General features: G+C 65.0%; 20 protein-coding genes. 19 read left to right on the forward strand and 1 reads right to left on the reverse strand.

The genetic code is table 11. From position 1 onward, the window contains the following. Nucleotide 1: 1 nt before the first annotated feature. Complete coding sequence (locus B8V81_RS14905) at nucleotides 2–961, forward strand: acetylxylan esterase (RefSeq protein ID WP_028600378.1); 960 nt, start codon at nucleotides 2–4, stop codon at nucleotides 959–961. An 880-nt stretch (nucleotides 962–1,841) separates the two neighbouring features. Here the strand turns inward: B8V81_RS14905 and B8V81_RS14910 are convergent. Beyond that, complete coding sequence (locus B8V81_RS14910; RefSeq protein WP_101808642.1) at nucleotides 1,842–2,417, reverse strand: dihydrofolate reductase family protein; 576 nt, start codon at nucleotides 2,415–2,417, stop codon at nucleotides 1,842–1,844. 275 nt (nucleotides 2,418–2,692) lie between these two features. On the opposite strand from B8V81_RS14910, the gene B8V81_RS24915 reads away from it, so the two are divergent. From B8V81_RS24915 to B8V81_RS15010, 18 genes are all read left to right on the forward strand, one after another. Next, nucleotides 2,693–3,556, forward strand: a complete 864-nt coding sequence (locus B8V81_RS24915; protein WP_146000506.1) for an MFS transporter — start codon at nucleotides 2,693–2,695, stop codon at nucleotides 3,554–3,556. Nucleotides 3,557–3,706: 150 nt separating this feature from the next. Beyond that, the gene (locus B8V81_RS14925) at nucleotides 3,707–5,803 is read left to right on the forward strand and encodes a bifunctional rhamnulose-1-phosphate aldolase/short-chain dehydrogenase (RefSeq protein ID WP_028600382.1); all 2,097 of its coding nucleotides are present in this window, start codon (nucleotides 3,707–3,709) and stop codon (nucleotides 5,801–5,803) included. A 29-nt stretch (nucleotides 5,804–5,832) separates the two neighbouring features. Next, entirely contained in the window at nucleotides 5,833–7,107 is a 1,275-nt protein-coding gene (rhaA, locus tag B8V81_RS14930) for an L-rhamnose isomerase (RefSeq protein WP_028600383.1), read from the forward strand. Next, entirely contained in the window at nucleotides 7,104–8,606 is a 1,503-nt protein-coding gene (locus B8V81_RS14935; protein WP_028600384.1) for a rhamnulokinase, read from the forward strand. The genes rhaA and B8V81_RS14935 overlap by 4 nt, the downstream gene beginning before the upstream one ends. A gap of 123 nt (nucleotides 8,607–8,729) precedes the next feature. Further along, nucleotides 8,730–9,488 carry a DeoR/GlpR family DNA-binding transcription regulator gene (locus B8V81_RS14940; protein ID WP_028600385.1) on the forward strand — a complete coding sequence of 253 codons (759 nt, stop codon included), beginning with the start codon at nucleotides 8,730–8,732 and terminating at the stop codon, nucleotides 9,486–9,488. 151 nt (nucleotides 9,489–9,639) lie between these two features. Continuing rightward, entirely contained in the window at nucleotides 9,640–9,969 is a 330-nt protein-coding gene (locus B8V81_RS14945; RefSeq protein ID WP_240479064.1) for a GNAT family N-acetyltransferase, read from the forward strand. A gap of 120 nt (nucleotides 9,970–10,089) precedes the next feature. Next, the gene (locus B8V81_RS14950; RefSeq protein ID WP_127464544.1) at nucleotides 10,090–10,626 is read left to right on the forward strand and encodes a hypothetical protein; all 537 of its coding nucleotides are present in this window, start codon (nucleotides 10,090–10,092) and stop codon (nucleotides 10,624–10,626) included. 1,034 nt (nucleotides 10,627–11,660) lie between these two features. Beyond that, nucleotides 11,661–13,304 (forward strand): type 2 periplasmic-binding domain-containing protein, encoded by a 1,644-nt coding sequence (locus tag B8V81_RS14955; RefSeq protein ID WP_101808644.1) that lies wholly within the window; start codon nucleotides 11,661–11,663, stop codon nucleotides 13,302–13,304. Nucleotides 13,305–13,328: 24 nt separating this feature from the next. Next, complete coding sequence (locus B8V81_RS14960; RefSeq protein WP_228551300.1) at nucleotides 13,329–14,285, forward strand: ABC transporter permease; 957 nt, start codon at nucleotides 13,329–13,331, stop codon at nucleotides 14,283–14,285. Nucleotides 14,286–14,301: 16 nt separating this feature from the next. Then, on the forward strand, nucleotides 14,302–15,177 hold the full coding sequence (locus tag B8V81_RS14965; RefSeq protein ID WP_101808645.1) for a carbohydrate ABC transporter permease: 876 nt from the start codon (nucleotides 14,302–14,304) through the stop codon (nucleotides 15,175–15,177). Between the two features lie 74 nt (nucleotides 15,178–15,251). Then, a complete protein-coding gene (locus tag B8V81_RS14970) occupies nucleotides 15,252–16,094 on the forward strand; it encodes an alpha/beta hydrolase (RefSeq protein WP_101808646.1) in 843 nt (280 codons plus the stop codon). Continuing rightward, nucleotides 16,091–18,451, forward strand: a complete 2,361-nt coding sequence (locus tag B8V81_RS14975; RefSeq protein ID WP_101808647.1) for a discoidin domain-containing protein — start codon at nucleotides 16,091–16,093, stop codon at nucleotides 18,449–18,451. Before B8V81_RS14970 ends, B8V81_RS14975 begins: the two co-directional genes overlap by 4 nt. Further along, on the forward strand, nucleotides 18,448–19,482 hold the full coding sequence (locus tag B8V81_RS14980) for a mannonate dehydratase (protein WP_028600391.1): 1,035 nt from the start codon (nucleotides 18,448–18,450) through the stop codon (nucleotides 19,480–19,482). The genes B8V81_RS14975 and B8V81_RS14980 overlap by 4 nt, the downstream gene beginning before the upstream one ends. An 85-nt stretch (nucleotides 19,483–19,567) precedes the next feature. Continuing rightward, the gene (locus B8V81_RS14985; RefSeq protein ID WP_028600392.1) at nucleotides 19,568–20,386 is read left to right on the forward strand and encodes an NAD-dependent epimerase/dehydratase family protein; all 819 of its coding nucleotides are present in this window, start codon (nucleotides 19,568–19,570) and stop codon (nucleotides 20,384–20,386) included. A 190-nt stretch (nucleotides 20,387–20,576) separates the two neighbouring features. After that, on the forward strand, nucleotides 20,577–21,302 hold the full coding sequence (locus B8V81_RS14990; RefSeq protein WP_180968459.1) for an SDR family NAD(P)-dependent oxidoreductase: 726 nt from the start codon (nucleotides 20,577–20,579) through the stop codon (nucleotides 21,300–21,302). An 85-nt stretch (nucleotides 21,303–21,387) separates the two neighbouring features. Further along, complete coding sequence (locus B8V81_RS14995) at nucleotides 21,388–22,047, forward strand: ThuA domain-containing protein (protein ID WP_028600394.1); 660 nt, start codon at nucleotides 21,388–21,390, stop codon at nucleotides 22,045–22,047. 511 nt (nucleotides 22,048–22,558) lie between these two features. Continuing rightward, complete coding sequence (locus tag B8V81_RS15005) at nucleotides 22,559–22,960, forward strand: hypothetical protein (RefSeq protein WP_180968460.1); 402 nt, start codon at nucleotides 22,559–22,561, stop codon at nucleotides 22,958–22,960. Nucleotides 22,961–22,965: 5 nt separating this feature from the next. Continuing rightward, nucleotides 22,966–23,673: a hypothetical protein gene (locus tag B8V81_RS15010; protein WP_101808651.1), complete on the forward strand. Its 708-nt coding sequence runs from the start codon at nucleotides 22,966–22,968 to the stop codon at nucleotides 23,671–23,673. Nucleotides 23,674–23,747: the final 74 nt, after the last annotated feature.

The raw sequence follows: 23,747 nt of genomic DNA on the forward strand, positions 1-23,747 counted from the left end.
CATGCCAATGCTAGACATGCCGCTCGAGCAGCTGCGCCGCTACGAGGGCATCAATCCGCGTCCGGACGACTTCGACGCCTACTGGGAGCGCGCGCTCCAGGAGCTCGACGCGACCGCGGCCGAGGTCGAGCTCGTGCCGTCCGCCTTCCAGGTGCCGACTGCAGACTGCTTCGACCTGTACTTCACCGGCGTGCGCGGCGCGCGCATCCATGCCAAGTACATCCGTCCGAAAAACGTGCCCGAGCCTCACGCCGCGCTGCTGCAGTTCCACGGCTACTCCGGCAACGCCGGCGACTGGGCCGACAAGCTCAGCTACGCTTCGCTCGGCTACTCCGTCTTCTCCATGGACTGCCGCGGACAGGGCGGCGGCTCCGAGGACCGCGGCGGCGTCAAAGGCAACACGCTGAACGGTCACATCATCCGCGGCCTCGACGGCGAGCCGGACGACCTGCTGTTTCGGCAGATCTTCCTCGACACGGCGCAGCTCGCCCGCATCGCCATGGACATGCCGGAGGTCGACGCGGAGCGCATCGGCGCGACCGGCTGGTCGCAGGGAGGCGCGCTGACGATCGCCTGCGCCGCGCTGGAGCCTCGCGTGAAGCGCCTGGCGCCGGTCTACCCGTTCCTGAGCGACTACCGCCGCGTCTGGGAGATGGATCAGGCCAAGGACGCTTACGCCGAGCTGCGGAACTATTTCCGCTTGTTCGATCCGCAGCACAAGCGCGAGCAGGAGATCTTCACGCGCCTGGGCTACATCGACATCCAGAATCTCGCGCCGCGCATCCAGGGCGAGACGCTGCTCGGCGTCGGCCTGATGGACTCGATCTGCCCGCCGTCCACCCAGTTCGCCGCCTACAACAAGATCACCGCGCCCAAGTCGCTGGAGATCTACCCCGACTTCGGCCACGAAGGGCTGCCGGGCCTGAACGACAGGATCCTGCAGTTCATGCAGGATCTGTAGGCGCCGAGCCTATCGGCACCGTGCGTGCGAAGGCTGTTCGCTTCAGCCGCTTCCGGTATTCCGGAGGCGGCTTTTTATTTTTGCAGGCTGCTGAGATCAGGGGATGGAAGCGAACGGGGAGGGCTGCAACCCGATTTTTTCGGGTTACAGCACTGGAGCCGCGCTCGGGGGAGGCTGCAACCCGATTTTTTCGGGTTACGGCTCTGGAATCGCGTTCCGGGTAGGCAGTAACCCGATTTTTTCGGGTTGCAGCACTGGAATCGCGCTCGAGGGAGGCCGTAACCCGATTTTTTCGGGCTACAGCTTTGGAATCGCGCTCGGTGGAGGCAGTAACCCGATTTTTTCGGGTTACAGCCGGTTGTTTTGCAAAAAAACCACTTCGAGCGTCCCGCAGCGTGAGTCGCGGCGCTCCCCAATTCCAACTACCGCTAAGGAAGGCGCACTCGTCGCCCCTGCGTCTGAGTTGCGCGGAAAACCCGAGCAACTCGGCGCGACCAGGCGCCTCCACGTCGGAGTTACGCGGAAAATCCGAGCAACTCGGCTCGACCCAGCGCCCCCGCGTCGGAGTTACGCGGAAAACCCGAGCAACTCGGCTCGATCAGGCACCTCCACGTCGGAGTTACGCGGAAAATCCGAGCAACTCGGCTCGACCGGGCGCCTCCACGTCGGAGTTACGCGGAAAAACCGAGCAGCTCGGCGCGACCAGGGGTTTCTTCTGCTGCGGCGCCGCTTAACGCCTAGCTTCCCTCTATCCAAAAAGGCTTCCTTGGTTGCCCCGGCAACCAAGGAAGCCTTTTTTCATGGATGATGCGTGACCGGAACGGTCATGAACGTTCCTTTGGACAATGGAAAATCCAATGCCGTGGAAGCGGAAGGCTGCTCATCTTGCCCGTCGATAAACAAGCCCGATGGCTCCAGAGTCAAAGGTTTTGTTTTCGACCAGCTCCAGGCTGATCTTCTCCTCGATGCCTTGGAACAACGGCAATCCTTTGCCGATCAGGACGGGAGAAACCGTAATCTTAAACTCGTCGATCAAATCAAGCTGCATAAGGCGATGCGCGAGCCTAGGACTGCCGAGAATGACCATGTCCTTGCCTGGCTGCTGCTTGAGGGCTAGGATCGCTTCCCTGACCTCCTCTTTCACGAGTCGGGAATTCGCCCATTCGACTTTATCCAGCGTCGTGGAGAACACGATTTTGGTTGTCTTTTCGATCCACTCGGCATGATCCCGCTCATGCTGCGAAGCGGATGGATCCGACGGCACGGACGGCCAGTACCCGTACATCATCTCATAAGTCCCGCGTCCCCAGATGACCGTGTCGGCCGTGCTCAGAATTTCTTTCGCATGCTTTTCCAAATGAGCATCGTAGGAAACCCAGCCGATATCCATCGCGCCATTCGGCCCTTCGACAAAGCCGTCAAGCGATGCGTGCAGGAAAAGAACGAGCTTTCTCATCTTCAGTTCTCCTTTGTCCATGAAAATATCTTATATCTAAATTAATTGCAGTATAACAGATTCCGGATGAAGTTGTTTCTTATGGATCGCCATCTCCAACTTGCTGTCCCACTGATGGGCCTATGAAAGTTCGTACTGGGCGGCATGGAGAAGCTGGGTTAGGCTGGAAAAGAAAAGGCGAAATCCGATAGCCGGAGCTCCAGCTTCACGGTCCCGAGCGCGGGAGCGCGGGCTCTGGAACCGCACGGATCTGCCTGATGAAGGAGGCGCGCCGAATGCCGCATGAAGAGACGAAGAAACCGGAGCAAGCAGGTGCTGGAGCGGGGCAGGGAATGGGGAAATACGCTCGTCGAGAGACGGAGGATCATCAGGGAGTGAAGGGGAGAGCTCGCGAGCAAGAGGGAGCAGTGGCAGACGAGTACGAGGAAGCGGTAGCGGCCGAACATGAGGATGTGCCTGAGCATGAGAAAGCTGGCCCGAACGCGCACGACGGAGCAGGCCCGATTGAGCACGATGGAGCAGTAGCAGACAAGCACGAGGATAAAGCCGAGCACAAAGGAGCAGGCCCGAACGCGCACGATGGAGCAATAGCAGACAAGCACGAAGATGAAGCCGAGCACGACGGAGCAGGCCCGAATGACCACGAGGAAGCGCGCCCGCGCGACTTCGAGAGGGCTGCTGAGGGAGAAAAAGAGCAAGAACGGCGCATCCGGCGGAACGCGGCCGAGCGGCGGATGAAGGCGGAGCTGGCTTCCCATCTGGCGGCTCTGTTTGTCGCGCCGTTGCTCGCCTCCATCGGAATCAGCCTGTTTCTGCTCGAGCCTGCCGCGCTGATCTACGTCCTACTATTCAGCTGGATCGGCACGTTATGCGTCGCGATGCCGGTTTCCTGGATGATCGGCCGGATCGTCGGGAAAAAGGACGGCTCGGGACGCGCCTTGCTTTCCGTGCTGCTGCATGGGGCGGCCGGAGGCGCGCTGATGCTTGCCTTCAACGCCTTGGCCGAGCCCGGCTCGCTGGCGCCTGGCGGCTTCGGATGGCTGTTCGTTCTCTCCGGCGCGGCCAACGGGTTCGCCTACGGCCTGATCCGGCTCGCGGTCCGCTCGCTGGTGATCGGCCGGGAGCCTTTTCAAAAATAAATCCATATATCCAAACAAAAACAAACATGATATAGTTGGATTAAAATGAATCAAACGAATTCAAACTCATTCGGACATCATGAAAACGAAGAGAACGGATTCATCTCTGGCATTCATCCATCATTCAAAGCCAAACGGAGGCGGACTCGCATGGTACAAAGCTTGTGGAATCAGGAAGCGGCGGAAAAAGCGGCAAAGGAGCAGAACGAATCGCTCGAGGGACTGGCGGGGCTCGTCTACCGCTCCAACCGAATCGGGGCGGACCGCTCCGTCTGCAACTGGGGCGGCGGCAACACGTCGACGAAAACGACGGTGAAGGACTTCCGCGGACGCGAGATCGACGTCATGTACGTCAAAGGCAGCGGCTCCGACCTCGCGTCGATGACGGCCCGGAACTTCACCGGCCTGCGCCTCGACGACGTGCTTGAGCTGCGCGAGCGCGAGGCGATGAGCGACGAGGAGATGGTCGCCTACCTCGGCCACTGCATGATCGACGCGTCCCACCCGCGGGCGTCGATCGAGACGCTGCTGCATGCTTTCCTGCCGTTCAAGCATGTGGACCACACGCATCCCGACGCGATCATCTCGCTCTGCTGCGCGGACAACGGCCGCGAGCTGGCGGCCGAGATCTTCGGCGAGCGCTTCGTCTGGGTGCCGTACATCCGCCCCGGCTTCACGCTCTCCAAGATGATCGCGGACGGCGTCCGCGCCAACCCGAACGCCGAGCTCGTGCTCATGGAGAAGCACGGCCTCGTCACCTGGGGCGACACGCAGGAGGCGTGCTACGAGCAGACGATCCGAATCATCTCCGAGGCGGAGGCGTTCATCGAAGCCCGCGTCGACGGCTCGCGCCTGTTCGGCGGACTGAAGTCCGCGCCGCTGCCGGAGACGGACCGCCGCCGCGTCGCCGCGGCCGTCATGCCGCTCATCCGCGGCCTCGTCAGCGACGAGAAGCGCATGGTGCTGTCGTTCGACGACGGCGACGACATCCTCGCCTTCGCAGGCGGAGCGGACGCGCCGCAGCTGTCGCAGGTCGGCGCCGCCTGCCCGGACCATCTCGTGCATACGAAGGTCGTGCCGCTGCTCGCCGACTGGACGCCGGACAGCTCGGAGGCGGGCATCGCGGCTCTTCAGGCCGCCCTCCGGCAGGGAATCGAGGCGTACAAGGAGAACTATAAGGCCTACTTCGAGCGAAACAAGAACGAAGGCGACCGGCGCTTCGAGGCCGCGCCGCGCGTCATCCTCATCCCGGGCGTCGGCATGGTGAATACGGGCAAGAGCCTTGCCAGCGCCCGCGTCAGCGGCGCGCTGTACCATCGGGCGGTGGCGGTCATGCGCGGCGCGACGGCGCTCGGCCGGTTCGTCTCCCTGAGCGAAAACGAATCCTACAACGTCGAGTACTGGCCGCTGGAGCTGTATAAGCTGTCGCTCGCTCCGGCCGAAGCGGAATTTTCCCGCCAGATCGCCTTCATCACCGGCGGCGCGGGCGGCATCGGCAGCGAGACGGCACGCCGTCTGGCCGAGGGCGGCGCGCATCTCGTGCTCGCCGACCTCAACCTCGAAGGCGCGCAGAAGGTCGCGGACGACATCAACGCCCGCTTCGGCGAAGGCCGCGCGCTCGCCGTGCGGATGGACGTGACGAGCGAGGAGCAGGTCGCGGCGGCATTCGCCGAGACGGCGCTCGCGTACGGCGGCGTCGACATCCTCGTCAACAACGCCGGACTGGCGACGTCCAGCCCGTTCGAGGAGACGACGCTCAAGGAATGGAACCTCAACATGAACGTGCTCGGCACCGGCTACTTCCTCGTGGCGCGCGAGGCGTTCCGGCAGATGAAGGAGCAGGCGCGCGGCGGCAGCATGGTGTTCATCGGCTCCAAAAACTCCGTCTACGCCGGCAAGAACGCCTCCGCCTACAGCGCGGCCAAGGCGCTGGAGGCCCATCTGGCCCGCTGCATCGCGGCCGAGGGAGGCGAGCTCGGCATCCGCGTCAACACGGTGCTGCCGGACGCGATCCTGCAAGGCTCGGCGATCTGGAACTCGTCCTGGCGCGAGGAGCGCGCGGCCGCCTACGGCATCGAGCCGGACCAGCTGGAGGAGTATTACCGCCAGCGGACGACGCTGCGCGTCAACATCTATCCGCGCGACATCGCGGAGGGCATCGCCTTCTTCGCCTCCGCCCGCGCGGAGAAGACGACCGGCTGCATGCTGACGGTCGACGGCGGCGTGCCGGCCGCCTTTACCCGATAACCGAACCCGACAAGGAGGCTCAATCGCCGATGAATCCAACCGTAAAGCAGAGCTACGAGCTCGCCCGCGCCCAATACGCCGCCCACGGCATCGATACCGACGAGGCGCTGGAGCGGCTCTCCCGCATCAAGCTGTCCGTCCATTGCTGGCAAGGGGACGACGTGCGCGGCTTCCTGTTCCGCGAGCAGGAGCTGTCCGGCGGCATCTCCGTCACCGGCTCCTATCCCGGAGCCGCCCGCACGCCGCAGGAGCTGCGCGCCGACCTGGAGCGGGCGTTCTCGCTCATCCCCGGCAAGCACAAGGTGAACCTGCATGCGATCTACGCCGACACCGAAGAGGCGGTCGACCTGAACGAGCTGGAGCCGAAGCACTTCCAGCGCTGGGTCGACTGGGCTAAGGAGCAGGGGCTCGGGCTGGACTTCAACCCGACCTGCTTCTCGCATCCAAAAGCCGCCGACGGCTTCACGCTCAGCCATCCGGACGAGGCCGTGCGCCGCTTCTGGATCGAGCACTGCCAGGCGTCGCGCCGCATCGGCGCGTCGTTCGGCGAGCAGCTCGGCCAGCCATGCGTCACGAACGTCTGGGTGCCGGACGGCTACAAGGACCTGCCCGCCGACCGGCTCGCTCCGCGCCGGCGGCTCAAGGAGGCGCTCGACGAGGTGTTCGCCGAGCCGCTCGACCCGGCGCATCATCTCGACGCGGTCGAGAGCAAGCTGTTCGGGCTCGGCTCCGAGGCGTACGTCGTCGGCTCGCATGAGTTCTACATGGGCTACGGGCTGCAGAACGACAAGCTGATCTGCCTCGACTCCGGCCATTTCCACCCGACGGAAACGATCTCGAACAAGCTCAGCTCGCTGTCGCTGTTCGCGAGCGGCATCCTGCTGCATGTGAGCCGCCCGATGCGCTGGGACAGCGACCATGTCGTCATCCTCGACGACGAGCTGCTGGAGATCGCCCGCGAGCTCGTGCGCGGCGAGCTGCTGGAGCGCACGTTTATCGGCCTCGACTTCTTCGACGGCAGCATCAACCGCGTCGCCGCTTGGGTCATCGGCACGCGCAGCACGCTGAAAGCGCTCTTGCGGGCGCTGCTGGAGCCGGCGGAAGCGCTGCGGCAGGCCGAGCTGGACGGCGACTACACGACGAGGCTGGCGCTGGCCGAGGAGTTCAAGTCGTATCCGTTCGGCGCGGTGTGGGACTACTACTGCGAGCGCAGCGGCGTGCCGGCCCGCGAGGCGTGGCTGGACGACGTCAAGGCGTATGAGCGCGAGGTGCAGCTGCCGCGCGGCGAGGCAGCCCGCGTATGACGACGCGGCTCGCCTTCGATCTCGGAGCGGGCAGCGGCCGCGCGGTGCTCGGACGGCTGGGCGGCAGCCGCATGGAGCTGACGGAGGTGCATCGCTTCGCCAACGAGCCGGTGCAGGCCGGCGGCGGGCTGTACTGGGACATCCTGCGGCTTCTGCATGAGCTCAAGCAGGGGCTGCGGCTGGCCGCCCGCGAGGGCGGAGCGCCTCCCGCGAGCCTCGCCATCGACTCGTGGGCGGTCGACTTCGGCCTGCTCGGCCGGGACGGGACGCTGCTCGGCAATCCGCTCCACTACCGCGACCGCCATGCGGAAGGCATGATGGAGCGGCTGCGCGAGCGCTATGGCGACGAGTGGCTGTTCCGGCGGAGCGGCTTGCAGTTCCTGCCTTTCAACACGATCTACCAGCTGGCGGCGATGGGCGAGCGGCGCTCGCCTCAGCTCCGGCAGGCGCAGACGCTGCTCATGATTCCGGACCTGCTGCGCTACTTCCTCACCGGCGAAAAGAAGCAGGAGTTCACGAACGCCACGACGACCGGACTGCTGAATCCGTCCGCGCGCCAGTGGGACAACGAGCTGCTCAAGGCGGCCGGGGTGCCGGTGCGCCTGTTCGCCCCGCTGGCCCAGCCGGGCGACGCCGCGGGCGAGCTGACCGCCGCCGTGCACGCCGAGCTCGGCCTGTCCGCGCAGGTGCAGGTGCTGTGCGCGGCGGAGCATGACACCGCCTCAGCCGTCGTCGCCGTGCCTGCGCGCGAGGAGAGCTTCGCCTACCTGAGCTGCGGCACCTGGTCGCTCATGGGCACGGAGGTGCCGGAGCCGGTGCTGAGCGAGCAGGCGCTGGCGTACAACTTCACCAACGAAGGCGGTGCGGCGGGCACATGGCGGCTGCTGAAGAACATCATGGGCCTATGGATCCTGGAGGAGCTGCGCCGCGAATGGCAGCGTGAGGGCCATTGTCCAGGCTACGAGGAGCTGCTGGCCGGAGCGGGGGCGCTGCCTGCGGGCGGGCCGCTCATCGACCCGGACGATCCGCTGTTCCTGCCTGCCGGCCCGATGGGGCCGCGCATCCGCCAGTGGTGCCGCGAGAGCGGCCAGCCGGAGCCGCAAGGCTATGCCGGGCATGCCCGTTGTATTCTGGAAAGCTTGGCTTTACAATACCGGTATGTGTTGAAGCAGACGGAGCTCGTGAGCGGACGCTCGTTCTCCGGGCTCCATATGGTCGGCGGCGGCATCCGGAACCGGCTGCTCTGCCAGTGGACGGCGGACAGCATCGGCCGCCCTGTGTGGGCGGGACCGGCGGAGGGCAGCGCGATCGGCAATCTCGCCGTGCAGTGGATCTCGGCGGGCGAGCTGTCCGGCCTGTCCGAGGCGCGGCGCGTCATCGGCGATTCGTTCGGCGTCGAGACGTACGAGCCGACGCCCGGCTCGGGCGAGCGGATGGCGGAAGCGTACGGACGCCTGCAGGCGCTCAAGGACAAGAGGAAGGGCCGCCGCTCGGGGTAACGCCCAAGACTAGATCAAAGGCCGCCGCTCGGAGTAAGGAACGCGGGGCGGCTCATGAACAGGACGAAATGAAGGACCGCCGCCTGCGCTAGCGGACGCGGCGGCCGCGAGGAGGAAGGAAGCATGCTGGCGGCAGAGCGCTACGAGCAGATCGTGCAGCTGGTCAACGAGCGCGGCAGCATCCGCGTCACCGAGCTGAGCGAGCTGTGCCGGGTGACGGAGGAGACGATCCGCCGCGACCTGGACCGGCTGGAGCAGGAGGGGCGGCTGCGCCGCTCGCACGGAGGCGCGGTCAGCGTCCGCGACGCCCAGCCGGAGACGCCGTTCGCGGAGCGCGAGGTGACATTCGCCGCGCAGAAGCGGCGGATCGCGGCGGAGGCGGCGCGGCAGGTGCGCCCGCGCGAGCGCATCCTGCTGGATGCCAGCTCGACGGCGTGGTACATGGCGCGGGAGCTGCCGGACATGCCGCTGACTGTGCTGACCAACTCCGCGCGCGTGGCGGTGGAGCTGGCGGCCAAGGAGCAGATCCAGGTCATCTGTACCGGCGGGCAGCTGTCGCGCGCCTCGCTCAGCTTCGTCGGCCCTTCGGCCGAGCGCTCGCTGGAGGAGTATCACGTCGACAAGGCGTTCCTTTCGTGCAAGGGGCTGCATGTCGAGCGCGGCCTCAGCGAGTCGAACGAGCTGCAGGCGCGGGTCAAGCAGCAGATGCTGCGGATGGCCGACGAGGTCGTGCTGCTGGCGGACGCCAGCAAGATCGGCCTGCAGTCGTTCACGCGCTTCGGCAGCCTGGAGCAGGTCGGGCGGCTCGTCACGGACGACCGCATCACGGCCGAAGCGGCTCAGGCGCTGCGGGAGAGCGGCTTGGCGGTCGTGGTGGTGTAGGCGTAGGTCAGGCGAGGACCTCATTTCGTGCCTTTCAGGCGGAATGAGGTCCTTTTTGTACGGGGCGTGAAGGGGGCGGGACTGCCGTCATTCGGCATGCTGAATCCTGAATCGGAATGAGGAATCTGAAATGCTAGATTCGCAGGTTCGCATGGCAATCGAGTTCGAGGGGAGGCTGATCGGATATGCGGACCTGGCCCAGATCCGGACGAATGCAGCGGAACTCGGAATTTCAATCGGGGAGAGCGGCCTTTGGGGAAAGGGGATCGGATCCTTGGCCGCCGGGAAGATGATGGAATTGGCCAGGGAGAAATACGGAATCACCCTTTTCAACGCCGAGACGAACGAGGAAAACGCCCGTTCAAGAAGGATGCTGGAAAAGCTCGGCTTCGTTGAAATCAGTCGTGTCGGCCGGGAGGCTTACCTCGGGAAGGACGGCCGGCTCATCCAGTATCGGCTCGGTCCGGTCATCGAACAGTAGGCTGACTGGCTGGACGGTGATGCCCGTTCGACGACGCCCGATCATTTCCAGCGGCTTTCCGCCTCCCAATAGACAGACACCGAGATTCAAGGAGGAAGACAGAAAAAGCGTCTGTGGCTTGTGATGGCAGCTGCGGTTTTGATTGCAGCAGGCTTGTTTTATGCTTTTCATGAGAGGGAAATGGATCGAAAATCCGCCGAGCTGGCGGAAATCAAGAATCATGTCGCTGCAGCGGCGGTTTCTTCCATGATGAGCAATGCTGCCTTCTTGGATTCGTTTCTGCCCGAGGCAAGCAATCCTTCCTCGGCTAAAATGAAACTCGATGATCGTTTCCTTGCCTGTTTCGTTGCTTTTTCAAACCTAGGCCAATTGTCGCTTCAGATGGAGACCATCGATGAATCCGATCACGAAGCATGGCGAGAGATCCGGCTCGGCTTTGAGAAGGCATCCAAACTGATGGCGGGCTTGGAAAGGTCGGAGATGGACCGGGAGATCTATTTAGCCCGGATCAACGAATTCGCAACGGTATTTCTTGACGGGATGACGCACATGAACCGAAATACCTCGACAATTCCTCACCATGAGTTGAATAAGATTCGCGAAGCGGCTATCCAGTTCAATGCGGAGTCGTTCTGGGAAATTCTTTCGAAAACGTAAGCGGCATCTAGTCGTCGAGAGGGAAACGTCCGCGCCGGCGAGCGAAGCGGCCCGCTACGCGCGGTTTTTCCGCGCGTAGGGCTCGCCTGCGGAGCGAAGCCGCCGGCTACGCGCGGTTTTTCCGCGCGTAGGGCTCGCCTGCGGAGCGAAGCCGCCGGCTAGGCGCGGTTTTTCCGCGCGTAGGGCGCGCTGGCGTCGCGAAGCCGCCGGCTAGGCGCGGTTTTTCCGCGCGTAGGGCTCGCCTGCGGAGCGAAGCCGCCGGCTACGCGCGGTTTTTCCGCGCGTAGGGCGCGCTAGCGCCGCGAAGCCGCCGGCTAGGCGCGGTTTTTCCGCGCGTAGGGCGCGCTGGCGTCGCGAAGCCGCCGGCTACGCGCGGTTTTACCGCGCGTAGGGCGCGCTAGCGCCGCGAAGCCGCCGGCAACGCGCGGTTTTTCCGCGCGTAGGGCTCGCCTGCGGAGCGAAGCCGCCGGCTACGCGCGGTTTCACCACGCGCGCAGCCCGCGCGCCAGGCGCGCCTCAAAAAGCATCCCGACCGCACGCGGTCGGGATGCTTTTTTCACGCAGGCGGAGCCAGCTGACGCCGAGCGCGGCCGGATGGAGCAACGCGACGAGCGTAGAGCGTACGTGCAACGGTAGCGGAGATGCCGCCCCTCGCGCCGCTGAGCCGCCCCGCGCCAGGCTCCGCCCGCAGCTGCAAGCAGCTGATCGCCCAGGCTCCGCTCTTTTTCCACATCCTTCAACAAATACGCATGTTGTGAAATTAGTCCACGAAACGCATCTCCAATTCGGCACGCACCCATCCGATCGCCCAGCCTTCCCCAGCTCCCGACCTACCCGTCCAACTGAGCTGCATCCGCCTTTTCCACCAAGCTTCGACACGAAATAAACAAAATGAAACAAATTAAATAAAATTAAATTAAATTTTGTTGTTTACAGATCCCGCAGGCCGGGCGTATAATCAAACCGTTCCTTGTAAGCGTAATCAATGACTCGCTTGCATGACGCATCCACTTCACAATTGGGGGATTGGGAGAATGAAAAAGACGACGATGCTGCTCAGCGCGACGATGGCGATGGCGCTGCTGGCGGCCGGCTGCTCCGGCGGCAACGGAAACGGCAACGGCAACGAAGGCGCGGCGGCCGGCACGGACAACAACGCGCAGAACGCGGCTGGCAGCGGCGGCGAAGCCGAAGCTCCGAAGGAGCCTTTCACCATCAAGATGGCGCTCATGGCCGGACCGAAGACGCCGGACTCCTGGGCGGAGAAGGCGCTTGAGGGCGAGCTGGAAAAATCGATGGGCCGCAAGGTCGACGTGCAGCCGATCTTCCTGCCCGACTGGTCGGAGCTGAACACGAAGATCAACCTGCTCATGAGCGCCAAGGACACGCGTCCGGGCATCCTGTGGACCGGCGACACCAAGGAGTACACCAAGTGGGTCGATGCCGGCATCGCGCAGGACGTCACCCCATCCCTCCAGAAATACGGCAAGGAGATCCTCGACTACTACCGCAAGGACACGCTGTTCTACCACTGGGACAAGAGCGGCAAGATCTTCCGCATCCCGGGCGACGTGCCGGAAGCGAGCTACATGACGACGATCGTCCGCAAGGACTGGCTCGACAAGCTCGGCCTGCAGGCGCCGAAGACGCTCGACGAGTACGTCGAGGTGCTCCGCGCCTTCGCGAACGGCGATCCGGACGGCAACGGCAAGAAGGATACGTACGGCATCTCCGGCGACAACTACTACCGCTCGCTGGCGCCGTTCTTCTACGCGAACGGCCTCGACGTGGAGAACTTCGTCAAGAACGCCGACGGCTCGATCCAGTTCGGCGCGCTCGATCCGAAGGTCAAGGACGTGCTGAAGCTGCTCAGCGAGCTGTACAAGGAAGGCGTCATGGACCCGCGCATGACGACGAGCGCCAACAACGACGACAACAAGGTCAACGACATCTACGCCTCCGGCAAGGTCGGCTCATTCTACCGCTGGGTCGACTACTTCAACCCGGGCAACTCGGTCAACATCAGCTTCAAGAAGCTCAATCCGGACGGCGAGTACATCTCGATCGCGCCGATCCAGGGACCGGACGGCTTCAGCTCCGACCTGCCCGATCCGGGCATCGGCTGGTGCTACCTCGTCGTGACGGACGCGACGGACGTCGACAGCGCGGTGCAGGTGCTGAACACGATGGCGACGCCGGAGGTGTTCAAGACGATCACGTTCGGCAACGAGGGCGAGCACTACAAGATGGATGGCGGCATCTTCACGCCGACGATCCAGCCGGAGGAAGGCAGCAAGCTCGGTCTCGGCAACTTCGGCTGGTACATCCAGCGCAAGGACGCCGCCAACATCAAGAACACGCCGGAAGTGACGAAGATGTTCGAGGAAAAGATCGCCACCAGCCAGCCGATGCGCGACAAGATCGTCGTGTTCAAGGCGATCGACCGTCCCGAGTGGGACCGCTACTCCGCCGACGTCAAGAAGGTGCGCGACGAGCTGTTCTGGGGCATCATCACGGGCAAGACGCCGCTCGACGCGTTCGACAAGTGGCCGGCCCAGTACGAGAAGCTCGGCGGCAAGAAGATCGACGAGGAAGCGGCCGGGCTGTTCGAGAAGCAGCAGGCCGAGCATGTCGAGTACGACAAGTGGTATGAGGAGAACATCACGCCGTACAAATAAGCCCGCCTGAAGGAGGAGCGCCACATGGCTGCAACGAAGCCGGCCGTCATGGCCGGCAAGCGGACGCGGGAGGCCCGCGGATCGCTGCTGAAGGACATCTTGCGGGACCGCTATCTGTACCTGCTGCTGCTGCCCGGCCTGCTTCTGGTGCTGGTGTTCAAGTACATGCCCATGTACGGCGTCATCATCGCGTTCCAGGAGTACAACATCTACAAAGGCATCACCGGCAGCGAATGGGTCGGGTTCGACCAGTTCACCCGCCTGTTCAACTCGCCGGACTTCACGGAGATTCTCGGCAATACGATCATCATCAGCGTCTACAAGCTGATCGCGTCGTTCACGCTGCCGATCATCCTCGCGCTGCTGCTCAACGAGCTGCGCAGCAAGCTGTTCAAGCGCTTCGCGCAGTCGGTCGTCTATTTGCCGCACTTCATTTCCTGGGTCATCTTCTCGGGCATCCTGATCACGTTCCTCAATCCGGTCGACGGCCTCGTCAACCTGATCCTGCAGCGGTTCGGCGTCATGCCGATCGACTTCCTCGGGGACGTGCGGTACTTCCGCTCGATCCTCGTCATCAGCGACATCTACAAGGAAGTCGGCTGGGGCACGATCATCTATCTGGCGGCGATCGCCGGCGTGAGCGCCGACCTGTACGAGGCGGCCCGCATCGACGGCGCGAACAAGCTGAAGCAGACCTGGCATGTGACGCTGCCGGCGATCCGGCCGGTCATCCTCATCCTCGTCATCCTCAGCCTGGCGAACATCCTCGAGGCCGGCTTCCAGCAGATCTTCCTGCTGTACAATCCGCTCGTCTACGACGTCGCCGACATCATCGACACGTACGTCTACCGCGTCGGCATCCAGGAAGCCAACTACAGCTATGCGACGGCGGCGGGACTGTTCAAGTCGGCGGTCGCGATGACGCTCATCCTGACCGTGAACACGATCGTCAAAAAAAGCGGCCAGGAAGGCCTGTGGTAAGGGAGGCGAGGGCAAGATGGCATTGTCCCGTGGCGAACGCGTCTTTAATGTAGCGAACATCCTGTTCTTCATCCTGCTGATGGCGCTCATGATCTACCCGTTCTGGTACATGATCATGGCGTCGTTCAGCGACCCCGACCTGACGGCGAGCGGGGGGCTGTTCCTCGTGCCGGCCGGCTTCTCGATCACGGCGTACCAGGCGGTGTTCCAGAACGTCTCGATCCTGTCGGGCTTCAAGGTGACGATCATCACGACCGTCGCCGGCACGCTGATCGGCACGTTCCTCTCGGCGGGGATGGCGTATGCCGTCTCCAAGAAAAGGCTGCGCGGCGGCAAGCTGTTCTCGCTGCTCATCCTGTTCACGATGCTGTTCAGCGGCGGCCTCGTGCCGTCGTACCTGCTCGTCAAGATGCTCGGCCTGATCGACAGCTACGGCGCGTTCATCCTGCCCGGCGCGATCGGCGCGTGGAACATCTTCGTCATGATCAGCTTTTTCCGGGGCATCCCCGACGAGCTGGAGGAGGCGGCCAAGATCGACGGCGCGAACGACCTGACCGTGTTCTTCCGCATCGTGCTGCCCCTGTCCAAGCCGGTGCTGGCGACGGTCGGCCTGTTCATCGCGGTCGGCTACTGGAACGACTTCTTCTCCTCGGTGCTGTATGCGACGGAGAAGGATATGTGGCAGCTGCAGATGGTGCTCAAGGACCTCATCAGCAACACGTCGCAGGCGATCTCCCAGGCGGGGATCTCGGTGGCGGTGCAGCAGCAGGTCAACCCGTTCACGGTGAAAATGGCGTCCATCCTCGTCTCGAGCGCCCCGATCCTGGCCGTCTATCCGTTCCTGCAAAAGCATTTCGTGAAAGGAGCCCTCATCGGCTCCGTCAAAGGCTGACGCGAAGCAGCTCCCGGATCTTGGCGTCCGGGGGCTGCTTTTCATTTTTCATCCGGAAGGGAGCTGCATGAACCATGCCGCTGGCGCAAGTCGAATTTTTCTCGGAAACGCTGAGCCTGTCGAGCTCGCTCGCCGCCGTCATCCCGCAGCGCGGGGCGGCGATCGGAGCGGCCGGGCCGTCCGCAGGCGGGCCGCCTTGGCCGGTGCTGTACCTGCTGCACGGGGCGACGGACAACCATATGAGCTGGCTGCGCTACAGCTCGATCGAGCGCTACGCGCAGGAGAAGGGCATCGCCGTGCTCATGCCGTCGGTCCACTTGAGCTTTTATTCCGATCAGAAGCAGGGACTGGACTACTTCACGTTCCTGAGCGAGGAGCTGCCGGCCGTCGCGGAGGCGATGTTCCGGCTGTCGGACCGGCGCGAGGATACGTTCGCGGCCGGGCTGTCGATGGGCGGCTACGGCGCGTTCAAGCTCGGCATCCGCTGTCCGCAGCGGTTCGCCGCCGTGGCGAGCCTGTCCGGCAGCCTCAGCCAGCGGACGCGGCTGACCGGCGAGTCGCCGATTGCGAACGAGGCGATGCTGCGCATGGCCAAGCTGACGTTCGGCTCGGCGGAGGCGTACGACGGCAGTCCCGACGATCTCGCGCATGTGCTGGAGGGGCATCTGGCGGCGGGCACGGAGCTGCCGCGCTTCTACCAGGGCTGCGGGACGGCGGACTTCAACTATGGCCTGAACCTGGACTTCCGCCGGCAGTTCGAGGGGCGCATCGGCCTGACCTATGTCGAGACGCCGGGAGCCGGCCATGAATGGAGCTACTGGGACGCGGCGATCCGGGACGTGCTGGACTGGCTGCCGCTGCGCGGCGGCGAGGCGGAGGACCAACGGGAAGCGGATGGAAAGGGGCAAGGAGAATGAAGGCGGTAGAGGAAAGGCTGGATGGCGCAGCCGCCTGGACGGTCCGCATCGATGCGGACGACGTGCTCGTGGATGCTTTCGACGGCATCGGCTTCGAGTGGGACCCCTGCGATACGTACGAGCATACGGACGAGCAGTGGGAGACGCTGCTGGAGCGAGTGGACTTCACGCGGACGCCGCTCGTGCGCGTCATGCTGCGGGCCAATGCCTATACGGCGGGCTGGGACGGGCGCGGCGAGCCGGTCTACGACTGGGAGACGCCGATGATGCGGAGGCTGTGGCGCATCCTCGACCACTGCGAGCGGCGCGGCATCGACGCCATCGTCGGCGAATGGAGCCGCAGCCCGGAGCTCGGGCTGACGGCTTCCGACGATCCGGCGTGGGCGGAGCTGATCGGCGAGTTCCTGCATCAGCTGCTGGACGTGCGCGGCTACCGCTGCGCGCGCTGGTACAACTTCATCAACGAGCCGAACGGCGACTGGGCGACGGAGGACGGCGACCGCTTCGCGCTGTGGCGGCGGGGGATGCTGCAGCTCGCGCAGGTGCTGGAGCGGCGCGGCCTGGCGGGGCGGATCGGGCTGATCGGCCCGGACTCGTCCAACGAGGACGAGTGGGTCGAGCTTGCGGTGTACGGCGTCGGCGGCCTGCTGTCCGCCTATGACATCCACCGCTACGTGCAGGACGCCGACCTGATCTCGGGCCGGCTGGAGCGGCAGGTGCGCGAGAAGCGGCGCTTCATCGACCGCAACGATCCGGATGGCGCGGCGAAGCCGTATCTGATGACCGAGGCGGGCATCGTCGAAGGCAAGGACGAGGCGCATGACCAGCAGCCGCGCGTGCGGACGTTCGAGTACGGCGTGCTCATGGCGGACTTCGCGCTGCAGGCGATGCGCGGCGGCCAGTCGGGTGTGATCGCCTGGATGCTCGACGACGTCATGCATCATGCCAAGGGTTATCCGTGGAGCTCCGGCGAGTGGAAGACGTGGGGGTTCTGGAATTCGTCCGGCGACGCGCAGGAGCGCGCGCTGCGGCCGTGGTACGATCCGATGGCGCTGCTGTCGCGGCTGTTCCCGCGCGGCAGCCGGATCGTGGCGGCCTCGGTGTGGGACGACGAAGGCGCATGGGGAGCCGGGCCGGGGACCGGAGGCAGCGGCGGCGTGAGCGTAGGCGAGCCGGGAGCCGGAGGCATCGAAGGTGGAGAGGGAGCCGGGCCGGGGACCGGGGGCAGCGGCAGCGGCAGCGTGAGCGTAGGGGAGCCGGGCAGATGGCGCGAGCCCGTCTTGGCAGGCGTCCGGGGCGTCGCCGCGCTCGTGCCGCTGGACGGCGGCGGCCACGGCTGGAGCGCCGCCATCGTCAGCCACCGGCAGGGGCGGCAGTCGCTGCGGCTCGTGCTGCCGCAGGCGTCCGGCGGCGCGGACCTGGCCGTCTACCGCTGCAGCGAGCGGGAGCGTCCGGCGGATGCGGACGGCTATCCCGCGCCGGCGCTGACGCTGTCCGGCGCCGATGCGGCGCGCGGCATCGAGCTGGAGCTGGACGGTCCGGGCGTGCTGTTCGTCACGACGGCAATGCCGGAGGACGGTCCGCACGGTCGGCAGACGGCAAGCCGGCAGACGACTGATGCGGCAGCCGGGCGGGAGGCGCAGCGGAAGCCGCAGCGGAAGCCGCAGCGGCCGGAATCCTTCGGCTTGAGCTGGGGCGTCCAGCCGTTCGCCGACTTTGGCGACCTGGCGCTCGGCCATCCTGCAAGCGGCAGCATCAGCCTGCATCATCGCGGCTCAGGGCCGGAATGCGCCGTCGACGGCCTGCGCCATACGGCGTGGCGGACCCGCGTCCGCGGCGAGCATGAGATCGCCGTCCGCCTGGACGGCCTGCGCCGCATCGGGCGCGTCAAGCTGGAGTGGGGAGAGGGCTGTCCGTCCCGCTACCGGCTCGAAGCCTCGGCGGACGGCGCGAATTGGACGACCGTGCTGGACCGGAACGGCGAGGAGGCGAACATGCGGTTGAATCCTGTCTCGCCCGGTACGAGCGCTTCTGGCGGGGAAGGCCCGGAGGAGCTGGCCTTTCCGACGATCGAAGCGGCTCATGTCCGGCTCGCGGCCATCCGGCCTGCGGGCACGCTCGGGCTGGAGCTGCGAAGGCTGTCCGTGTACGGCCCGGACGCAGCCTCTGCGGACGTTCCGGCCGCAGAGGCCGGGGCAGGCGGCGGAGGCGCTGCGGCCAGTCCGCGTGATGCGGCCGACCTGCGCGATGCGTCCGATCCGCGTGATGCGTCCGATTCGTCTGATCCGGCCGATGCGCCGGATTCGACCGACGCAGCCTCTGCGGCCGGCGCGCCGAAGGGAGGCGGCCGCCGATGAGGCTCGGACTCGGACTTGGCCAGCGCGCGCTGACGCGGGACAACTTCCGTTTTGCCCGGCAGATGGGCTGCACCGACATCGTCGCGCATCTGACCGACTATACGGAGCCGGTCCTCGACCTCGCGCGCCACGACGAGATGTACTCGCTCGATACGATGCTGCGCCTCAAGGCGCAGATGAACGCGGAGGGCGTGGAGCTGCATGCGATCGAGAACTTCTGCCCGGCGCACTGGCATGACGTGCTGCTGGACGGACCGAAGCGAGCGCAGCAGATGGACCGGCTGAAGCGGATCGTGCGCGACGCGGGCCGCGCGGGCATCCGCATGCTCGGCTACAACTTCAGCCTGGCCGGCGTATGGGGGCTGAGCTACGTCGAAGCCGCGCGCGGAGGGGCGCGCACGGCGGTGTTCCACGATCCGCCGCAGTCGCCGATGCCGAGCGGCTCGGTATGGAACTTCATCTATGATCCGGACGCCCCTCCGGGCGTCGTCGCGCCGGTCTCGGAGGCGGAGCTGTGGGATCGCGTGCGGCGCTTCCTCGAAGAGCTCGTGCCGGTGGCGGAGGAGGCGGGCGTCGTGCTCGCGGCGCATCCCGACGATCCGCCGCTGCCGGTCGTCCGCGACACGGCGCGGCTCGTCTACCGGACGGACTATTACCGGCGGCTGCTCGATCTCGTGCCGAGTCCGAACAGCCGGCTGGAGCTGTGCCTCGGGACGACGGCGGAGATGACGGACGGCGACGTGTACGAGACGATCCGAGCGCATGCGGGCGAGATCGGCTACGTGCATTTCCGCAACGTGCGGGGCAAGGTGCCGCATTACGACGAAGTGTTCCTCGACGAGGGGGACATCGACATGGTGGAGGCGCTGCGGCTGCTGCGGGACGGCGGCTTCGGCGGCGTGCTCATTCCCGACCATACGCCTTCGGTCGCCTGCGCGGCGCCGTGGCATGCCGGCATGGCGTATGCGCTCGGCTACATGCGGGCGGCGCTGACGATGCTGAGGGCGCTCGACGAGGAGGCGGGGCGATGAAGCGGCGCTGGACTCAAGGGGGTTGGGCCCCGTTCCCTCTCTGCAGGAACCGTCCGTCAGCCCGGCTGAAAAAGGAGGAGAGACGATGAAGATCGCCGTCACCGGAGGCAGCGGACGGATCGGACGCTTCGTGCTGCGCGAGCTGCTGGAGCACGGCCACGAGCCGGTGAACGTCGACCTCGCCGCGCCGGCGGAGCGGATCTGCCGGACGGCGATCGCCGACCTGACCGATCTTGGAGAGGTGTACGGCGCGCTCCAGGGCGCGGACGCCGTCCTTCATCTGGCCGGTGTCAACGCGCCGGGCAAGCTGTCGCCGGAGAAGCTTTTCCGCCTGAACTCGCTGTCGACGTACCAGGTGCTGGAAGCGGCCGCCGGGCTCGGCATCTCCCGCGTCGCCGCCGCTTCGAGCGAGTCGATCTACGGCTGGTGCTTCGCCCGCCATCGCTTCGCCCCGCAGCATGCGCCGGTCGACGAGTCGCATCCGCTGCTGCCGCAGGAAAGCTACGGCTTGTCCAAGATCGCCGGCGAGCAGGCGATGGCGATGTTCCATCGGCGGACGGGCATGCAGGCGGTCGCGCTGCGGTTCGGGCATGTGCCGCTCCCCGAGGAATACGAGTGGCTGAGCCGCCACGAAGGCGCGGAGCGCTTCCTGTGGAGCCACGTCGACTCGCGCGACGCGGCCGCCGCCTGCCGGCTCGCGGTGGAAGCGGACGGCCTCGGCTTCGAGGCGGTGAACGTGACGGCGGACGACACCTGCTCGCTCGTGCCGAACGAGCAGCTGGCCGCTCGCTTTTACCCGTCGCTGCTGGAGTTCGCCCGCTCCGGCCCGCCGCATGCGGCCTGGTCGAGCAACGCCAAGGCGAAGAGGCTGCTCGGCTGGCAGCCGAGGCGGAGCTGGCGGTGAGCGGGAGGCAGGCTGCGCGCTGCCCGATTCGGGCGTTGGCGCCGGCAGGCTTCTGCAGGTAGAATGAGAGGGAAGCGCATTCATAAGCAGGGGCTGCGTTTTGACAGGCGCGGCTTCAGGCCGTTCGGCTTGAAGGATCATGCCGAGCGTCCGTCGCCTTTTCAACAGAACCGATAGAGGAGGGAAGGGCATGAAACATGCCTTTGTAACAGGAGCCGACCGCGGCGTCGGCTACGCGCTGGCGCTGGAGCTGCTGCAGCGCGGCTATACGGTGTTCGCCGGCCGCTACATGCCGGAGTGGCAGGAGCCGCAGCCGGTGCCGGAGGAATGGAAGGAGCGGCTCGTGCCGCTCGCCATCGACGTCGCCGACGGGGACAGCGTGCGCGCCGCAGCGGAGGAGGCCGCGCGCCGGACGGACCGTCTCGAGCTGATCGTCAACAACGCCGGCGTCGTCGGCGACAAGGAAGGAAGCGCCTTGGGCGAGATCGACTATGACGCGATGTTCCGGCAGTTCGCCGTCAATGCGGTCGGACCGCTGCGGGTCGTGCAGGCGCTGAGCGGCCTGCTGCTCGCCGGCGAGGACAAGCTTGTCGTGAACATTTCGTCTGAGGCGGGACAGATCAATCAGACGTGGCGGGAAAGCTGGTACGGCTACTGCATGTCCAAGGCCGCGCTCAACATCGAGTCGAACATCCTGCACAACGAGCTGAAGCCGCGCGGCGGCCGCGTGCTCGTCATCCACCCCGGCTGGGTGCGCAGCTACATGAGCGGCAAGCTGAGCGAAGAGGGCACCTACACGGCCGCAGAGTCGGCCGCCGGCATCGCGACCGTCATCGACGGGCATCTGGCGGATCGGACGCCTCGGGATCACCCGGCGTTCATCGACAACACCGGCGCGGATATGAGCTGGACGTAGGGAGCCGTCAGCGAGCGGGGCCTCCCGCTTCGCTGCGTTCCGTCATCGGACGATGACGCATTTTTTTCCAAGGAGGAATCATCCCATGACAACATCCCATGGACATCTGCCGCGGGCGCTCGTAATTGGAGACAACGGGGAGCGGGCGCCGTATCATCCGCTGGACGCGGCTTATCCGGAGCTGGAGACGATTTTCGACGGCGCCTTGGTGCTGGAGCCGACGGAGGATTACAGCCGGCTGCGCGCGGAGGCGCTGGCTCCTTATCGCCTCGTCGTTTCCTACTCGGACAACTGGCGCACCGGCAAGCAGCCGGAGGAGATCGAAGGGCTGCTGTCGTTCGTACAGGCGGGCGGAGCTCTGCTCGTCCTGCACAACGGCATCTCCCTGCAGACGGATCTGGAGCTCGCGAAGCTGATCGGGGGCTTTTTCACCGGGCATCCGGACTGGACGGAGCTGGCCTACTCGCCGACCGAGGCGGGCCGCGCGCATCCGATGCTGGACGGCGTGGAGCCTTTCCGGATGGAGGAGGAGCCTTACCGGTTCGATCCAGCGACCGTAACGACGGCGTCCGTGCTGCTGGAGTACGAGCATGAAGGCAGCCGCTGGCCGGCTGCTTGGGCTCATGCGCATGGTCTCGGACGCGTCGCCTACCTGTCGCCGGGCCATCGCCGCGAATCGTTCCAGCATCCGGAGTACCGCAAGCTCGTCCGCCAGGCCGGGCTGTGGGCGCTGGGGGCGCTGTAAGGAGTTTTCGCGCAGGCATGGCAGGGCAAGGCATGGCAAGGCATGGCAAGGCATGGCAAGGCGTGGCAAGGCGTGGCAGGGCATGGCAAGGCATGGCAAGGCGTGGCAAGGCATGGCAAGGCGTGGCAAGGCGTGGCAAGATCAAGCTACGCGAGGCCGCAGCGTCGAGCGGAAGAAGGGGCTTGCCAGCAGACGGCCGCTTGGCTAGAATAGGCTTGTAGCGGCACGGATGTAAGAGTGCCGACCGATTGGTTTCGTGGCGAAGAACGCCCTGTTCCATCTTTTCTGTCAGCGACAGCTCTCGTAATTCTGAGACCGTCCGGCTGGCAGGGAGGCGGTACAGGGCTTTTTTGCATCCATTTTTTCAAGAGGAGGCTGTACGAGCATGGAGGATCGGCAAGAGCAAGAGCAGCGATTCGAGGAAGCGCGCCTGGCTTGGATTCAGCGCCATCTGCGAAGCAGCACGAAGGAGCGGAGGCGGCGGCTGGAGCAGGGGCAGAAAGAGAAGGATATGCTTTTCCTGAAAGAGATCTGGTGGCCGGTGTTCGGTCGATTGGACGATCTGCATCCGCAATATGAAGTCCAGGACGAGAAGGGAGCGCCGGTTTTTCTTGATTTCGCCTGGCTGCAGGGCAATCAATATTTCCATATTGCGGTCAAGGAATTCGAGACGTATGCCAGGCAGACGGAAGAGGAGCGCAACCGGGAGATGATGTTCAACGCCTACATGACGATCTGCGGATACCGGATGCTGCCGATCGCTTATGATGCGCTGGTGGAAGATCCAGCGGAGATTCGTTCGCTGATGGCTTCGTTTAAGGAAAAGGCGGATCAAGGGAAGTTCGGCTTGTTCCCGTCAGAGCGGAGAGTCTACCGTTATATCGAATTGCCCCAAGGCTGGAGGCGGCGTTGAGCCGCATGGATTTTTCCCGTCACGCCGGGCATCGGCGAGGGCAGTCTTTCGATTCGGCGCATGCGGCGTGGCTTCAGCGGCATGTCGATGCCCGGACGGGAGAGCGGAAGGACCGGCTCAAGCGCGGACATGCTCACGGAGAGATCCTTTTCCTGCGGGCGGTATGGTGGCCGCTGTTCGGTCATTTTGACGATCTCCATCCCGAATATGAGGTCAAGGACTGGAGAGGAGCCGCCTGTTATCTGGACTTCGCCTGGTTCGCCGAAGGCGTGCGCTTCAACATCGATGTCAAAGGATTCGGCCCTCATGTGCAGCAGATGGACCGGAGCGGCTACAGGAGAGAGGCGATGCGGGAAATGTTTCTCCACTCGCATGGGTTCCGCACCTTGACCGTCGCGTACGACTCCCTGAAGGAGGAGCCGGATCAAGTCCGGGATCTGATCGCGCAAATCGCCCGCAGCGGCTCGGACTTCTCGGTCGGCATCAAGGGGGATGGAGCAGGGGAAGGCATGAATCGAGTCGATGCTGCTTTGCTGCGCTACGCTCGCGCTCATGGAGGAGACATCTATCCGTTCAAGGCTGCGGAAGCGATCGGCGTCCATCGGCGGACGGCGGCGATCCATTTGAAGCGGTTGGCGGAAAAAGGCTTGTTCGAGTCTGTTGCGGCCGGAGGAAAAGTATGCCGCTATCGCCTTCGTCCGGATTTGGCGTAGCGGCGCATAGCCAGGTTTTCTTTTGCGAGAGTTCAGCAAGATCAGTTCTTGGCCGAAGCGAAGGCCGAAGCGAA

Source organism: Paenibacillus pasadenensis (assembly GCF_002864175.1).
GTDB lineage: Bacteria > Bacillota > Bacilli > Paenibacillales > Paenibacillaceae > Paenibacillus_O > Paenibacillus_O pasadenensis.

What these genes read in the sequence shown, in the direction of transcription:
- B8V81_RS14955 (WP_101808644.1), top strand. Translation starts at nt 11,661, where the DNA reads ATGAAAAAGACGACGATGCTGCTCAGCGCGACGATGGCGATGGCGCTG.
- B8V81_RS14905 (WP_028600378.1), top strand. Translation starts at nt 2, where the DNA reads ATGCCAATGCTAGACATGCCGCTCGAGCAGCTGCGCCGCTACGAGGGC.
- B8V81_RS14945 (WP_240479064.1), top strand. Translation starts at nt 9,640, where the DNA reads ATGGCAATCGAGTTCGAGGGGAGGCTGATCGGATATGCGGACCTGGCC.
- B8V81_RS14995 (WP_028600394.1), top strand. Translation starts at nt 21,388, where the DNA reads ATGACAACATCCCATGGACATCTGCCGCGGGCGCTCGTAATTGGAGAC.
- B8V81_RS14990 (WP_180968459.1), top strand. Translation starts at nt 20,577, where the DNA reads ATGAAACATGCCTTTGTAACAGGAGCCGACCGCGGCGTCGGCTACGCG.
- B8V81_RS14965 (WP_101808645.1), top strand. Translation starts at nt 14,302, where the DNA reads ATGGCATTGTCCCGTGGCGAACGCGTCTTTAATGTAGCGAACATCCTG.
- B8V81_RS14960 (WP_228551300.1), top strand. Translation starts at nt 13,329, where the DNA reads ATGGCTGCAACGAAGCCGGCCGTCATGGCCGGCAAGCGGACGCGGGAG.
- B8V81_RS14980 (WP_028600391.1), top strand. Translation starts at nt 18,448, where the DNA reads ATGAGGCTCGGACTCGGACTTGGCCAGCGCGCGCTGACGCGGGACAAC.
- B8V81_RS14975 (WP_101808647.1), top strand. Translation starts at nt 16,091, where the DNA reads ATGAAGGCGGTAGAGGAAAGGCTGGATGGCGCAGCCGCCTGGACGGTC.
- B8V81_RS24915 (WP_146000506.1), top strand. Translation starts at nt 2,693, where the DNA reads ATGCCGCATGAAGAGACGAAGAAACCGGAGCAAGCAGGTGCTGGAGCG.
- B8V81_RS14985 (WP_028600392.1), top strand. Translation starts at nt 19,568, where the DNA reads ATGAAGATCGCCGTCACCGGAGGCAGCGGACGGATCGGACGCTTCGTG.
- B8V81_RS14970 (WP_101808646.1), top strand. Translation starts at nt 15,252, where the DNA reads ATGCCGCTGGCGCAAGTCGAATTTTTCTCGGAAACGCTGAGCCTGTCG.
- B8V81_RS14940 (WP_028600385.1), top strand. Translation starts at nt 8,730, where the DNA reads ATGCTGGCGGCAGAGCGCTACGAGCAGATCGTGCAGCTGGTCAACGAG.
- rhaA (WP_028600383.1), top strand. Translation starts at nt 5,833, where the DNA reads ATGAATCCAACCGTAAAGCAGAGCTACGAGCTCGCCCGCGCCCAATAC.
- B8V81_RS15010 (WP_101808651.1), top strand. Translation starts at nt 22,966, where the DNA reads ATGGATTTTTCCCGTCACGCCGGGCATCGGCGAGGGCAGTCTTTCGAT.
- B8V81_RS15005 (WP_180968460.1), top strand. Translation starts at nt 22,559, where the DNA reads ATGCTTTTCCTGAAAGAGATCTGGTGGCCGGTGTTCGGTCGATTGGAC.
- B8V81_RS14910 (WP_101808642.1), bottom strand. Translation starts at nt 2,417, where the DNA reads ATGAGAAAGCTCGTTCTTTTCCTGCACGCATCGCTTGACGGCTTTGTC.
- B8V81_RS14925 (WP_028600382.1), top strand. Translation starts at nt 3,707, where the DNA reads ATGGTACAAAGCTTGTGGAATCAGGAAGCGGCGGAAAAAGCGGCAAAG.
- B8V81_RS14935 (WP_028600384.1), top strand. Translation starts at nt 7,104, where the DNA reads ATGACGACGCGGCTCGCCTTCGATCTCGGAGCGGGCAGCGGCCGCGCG.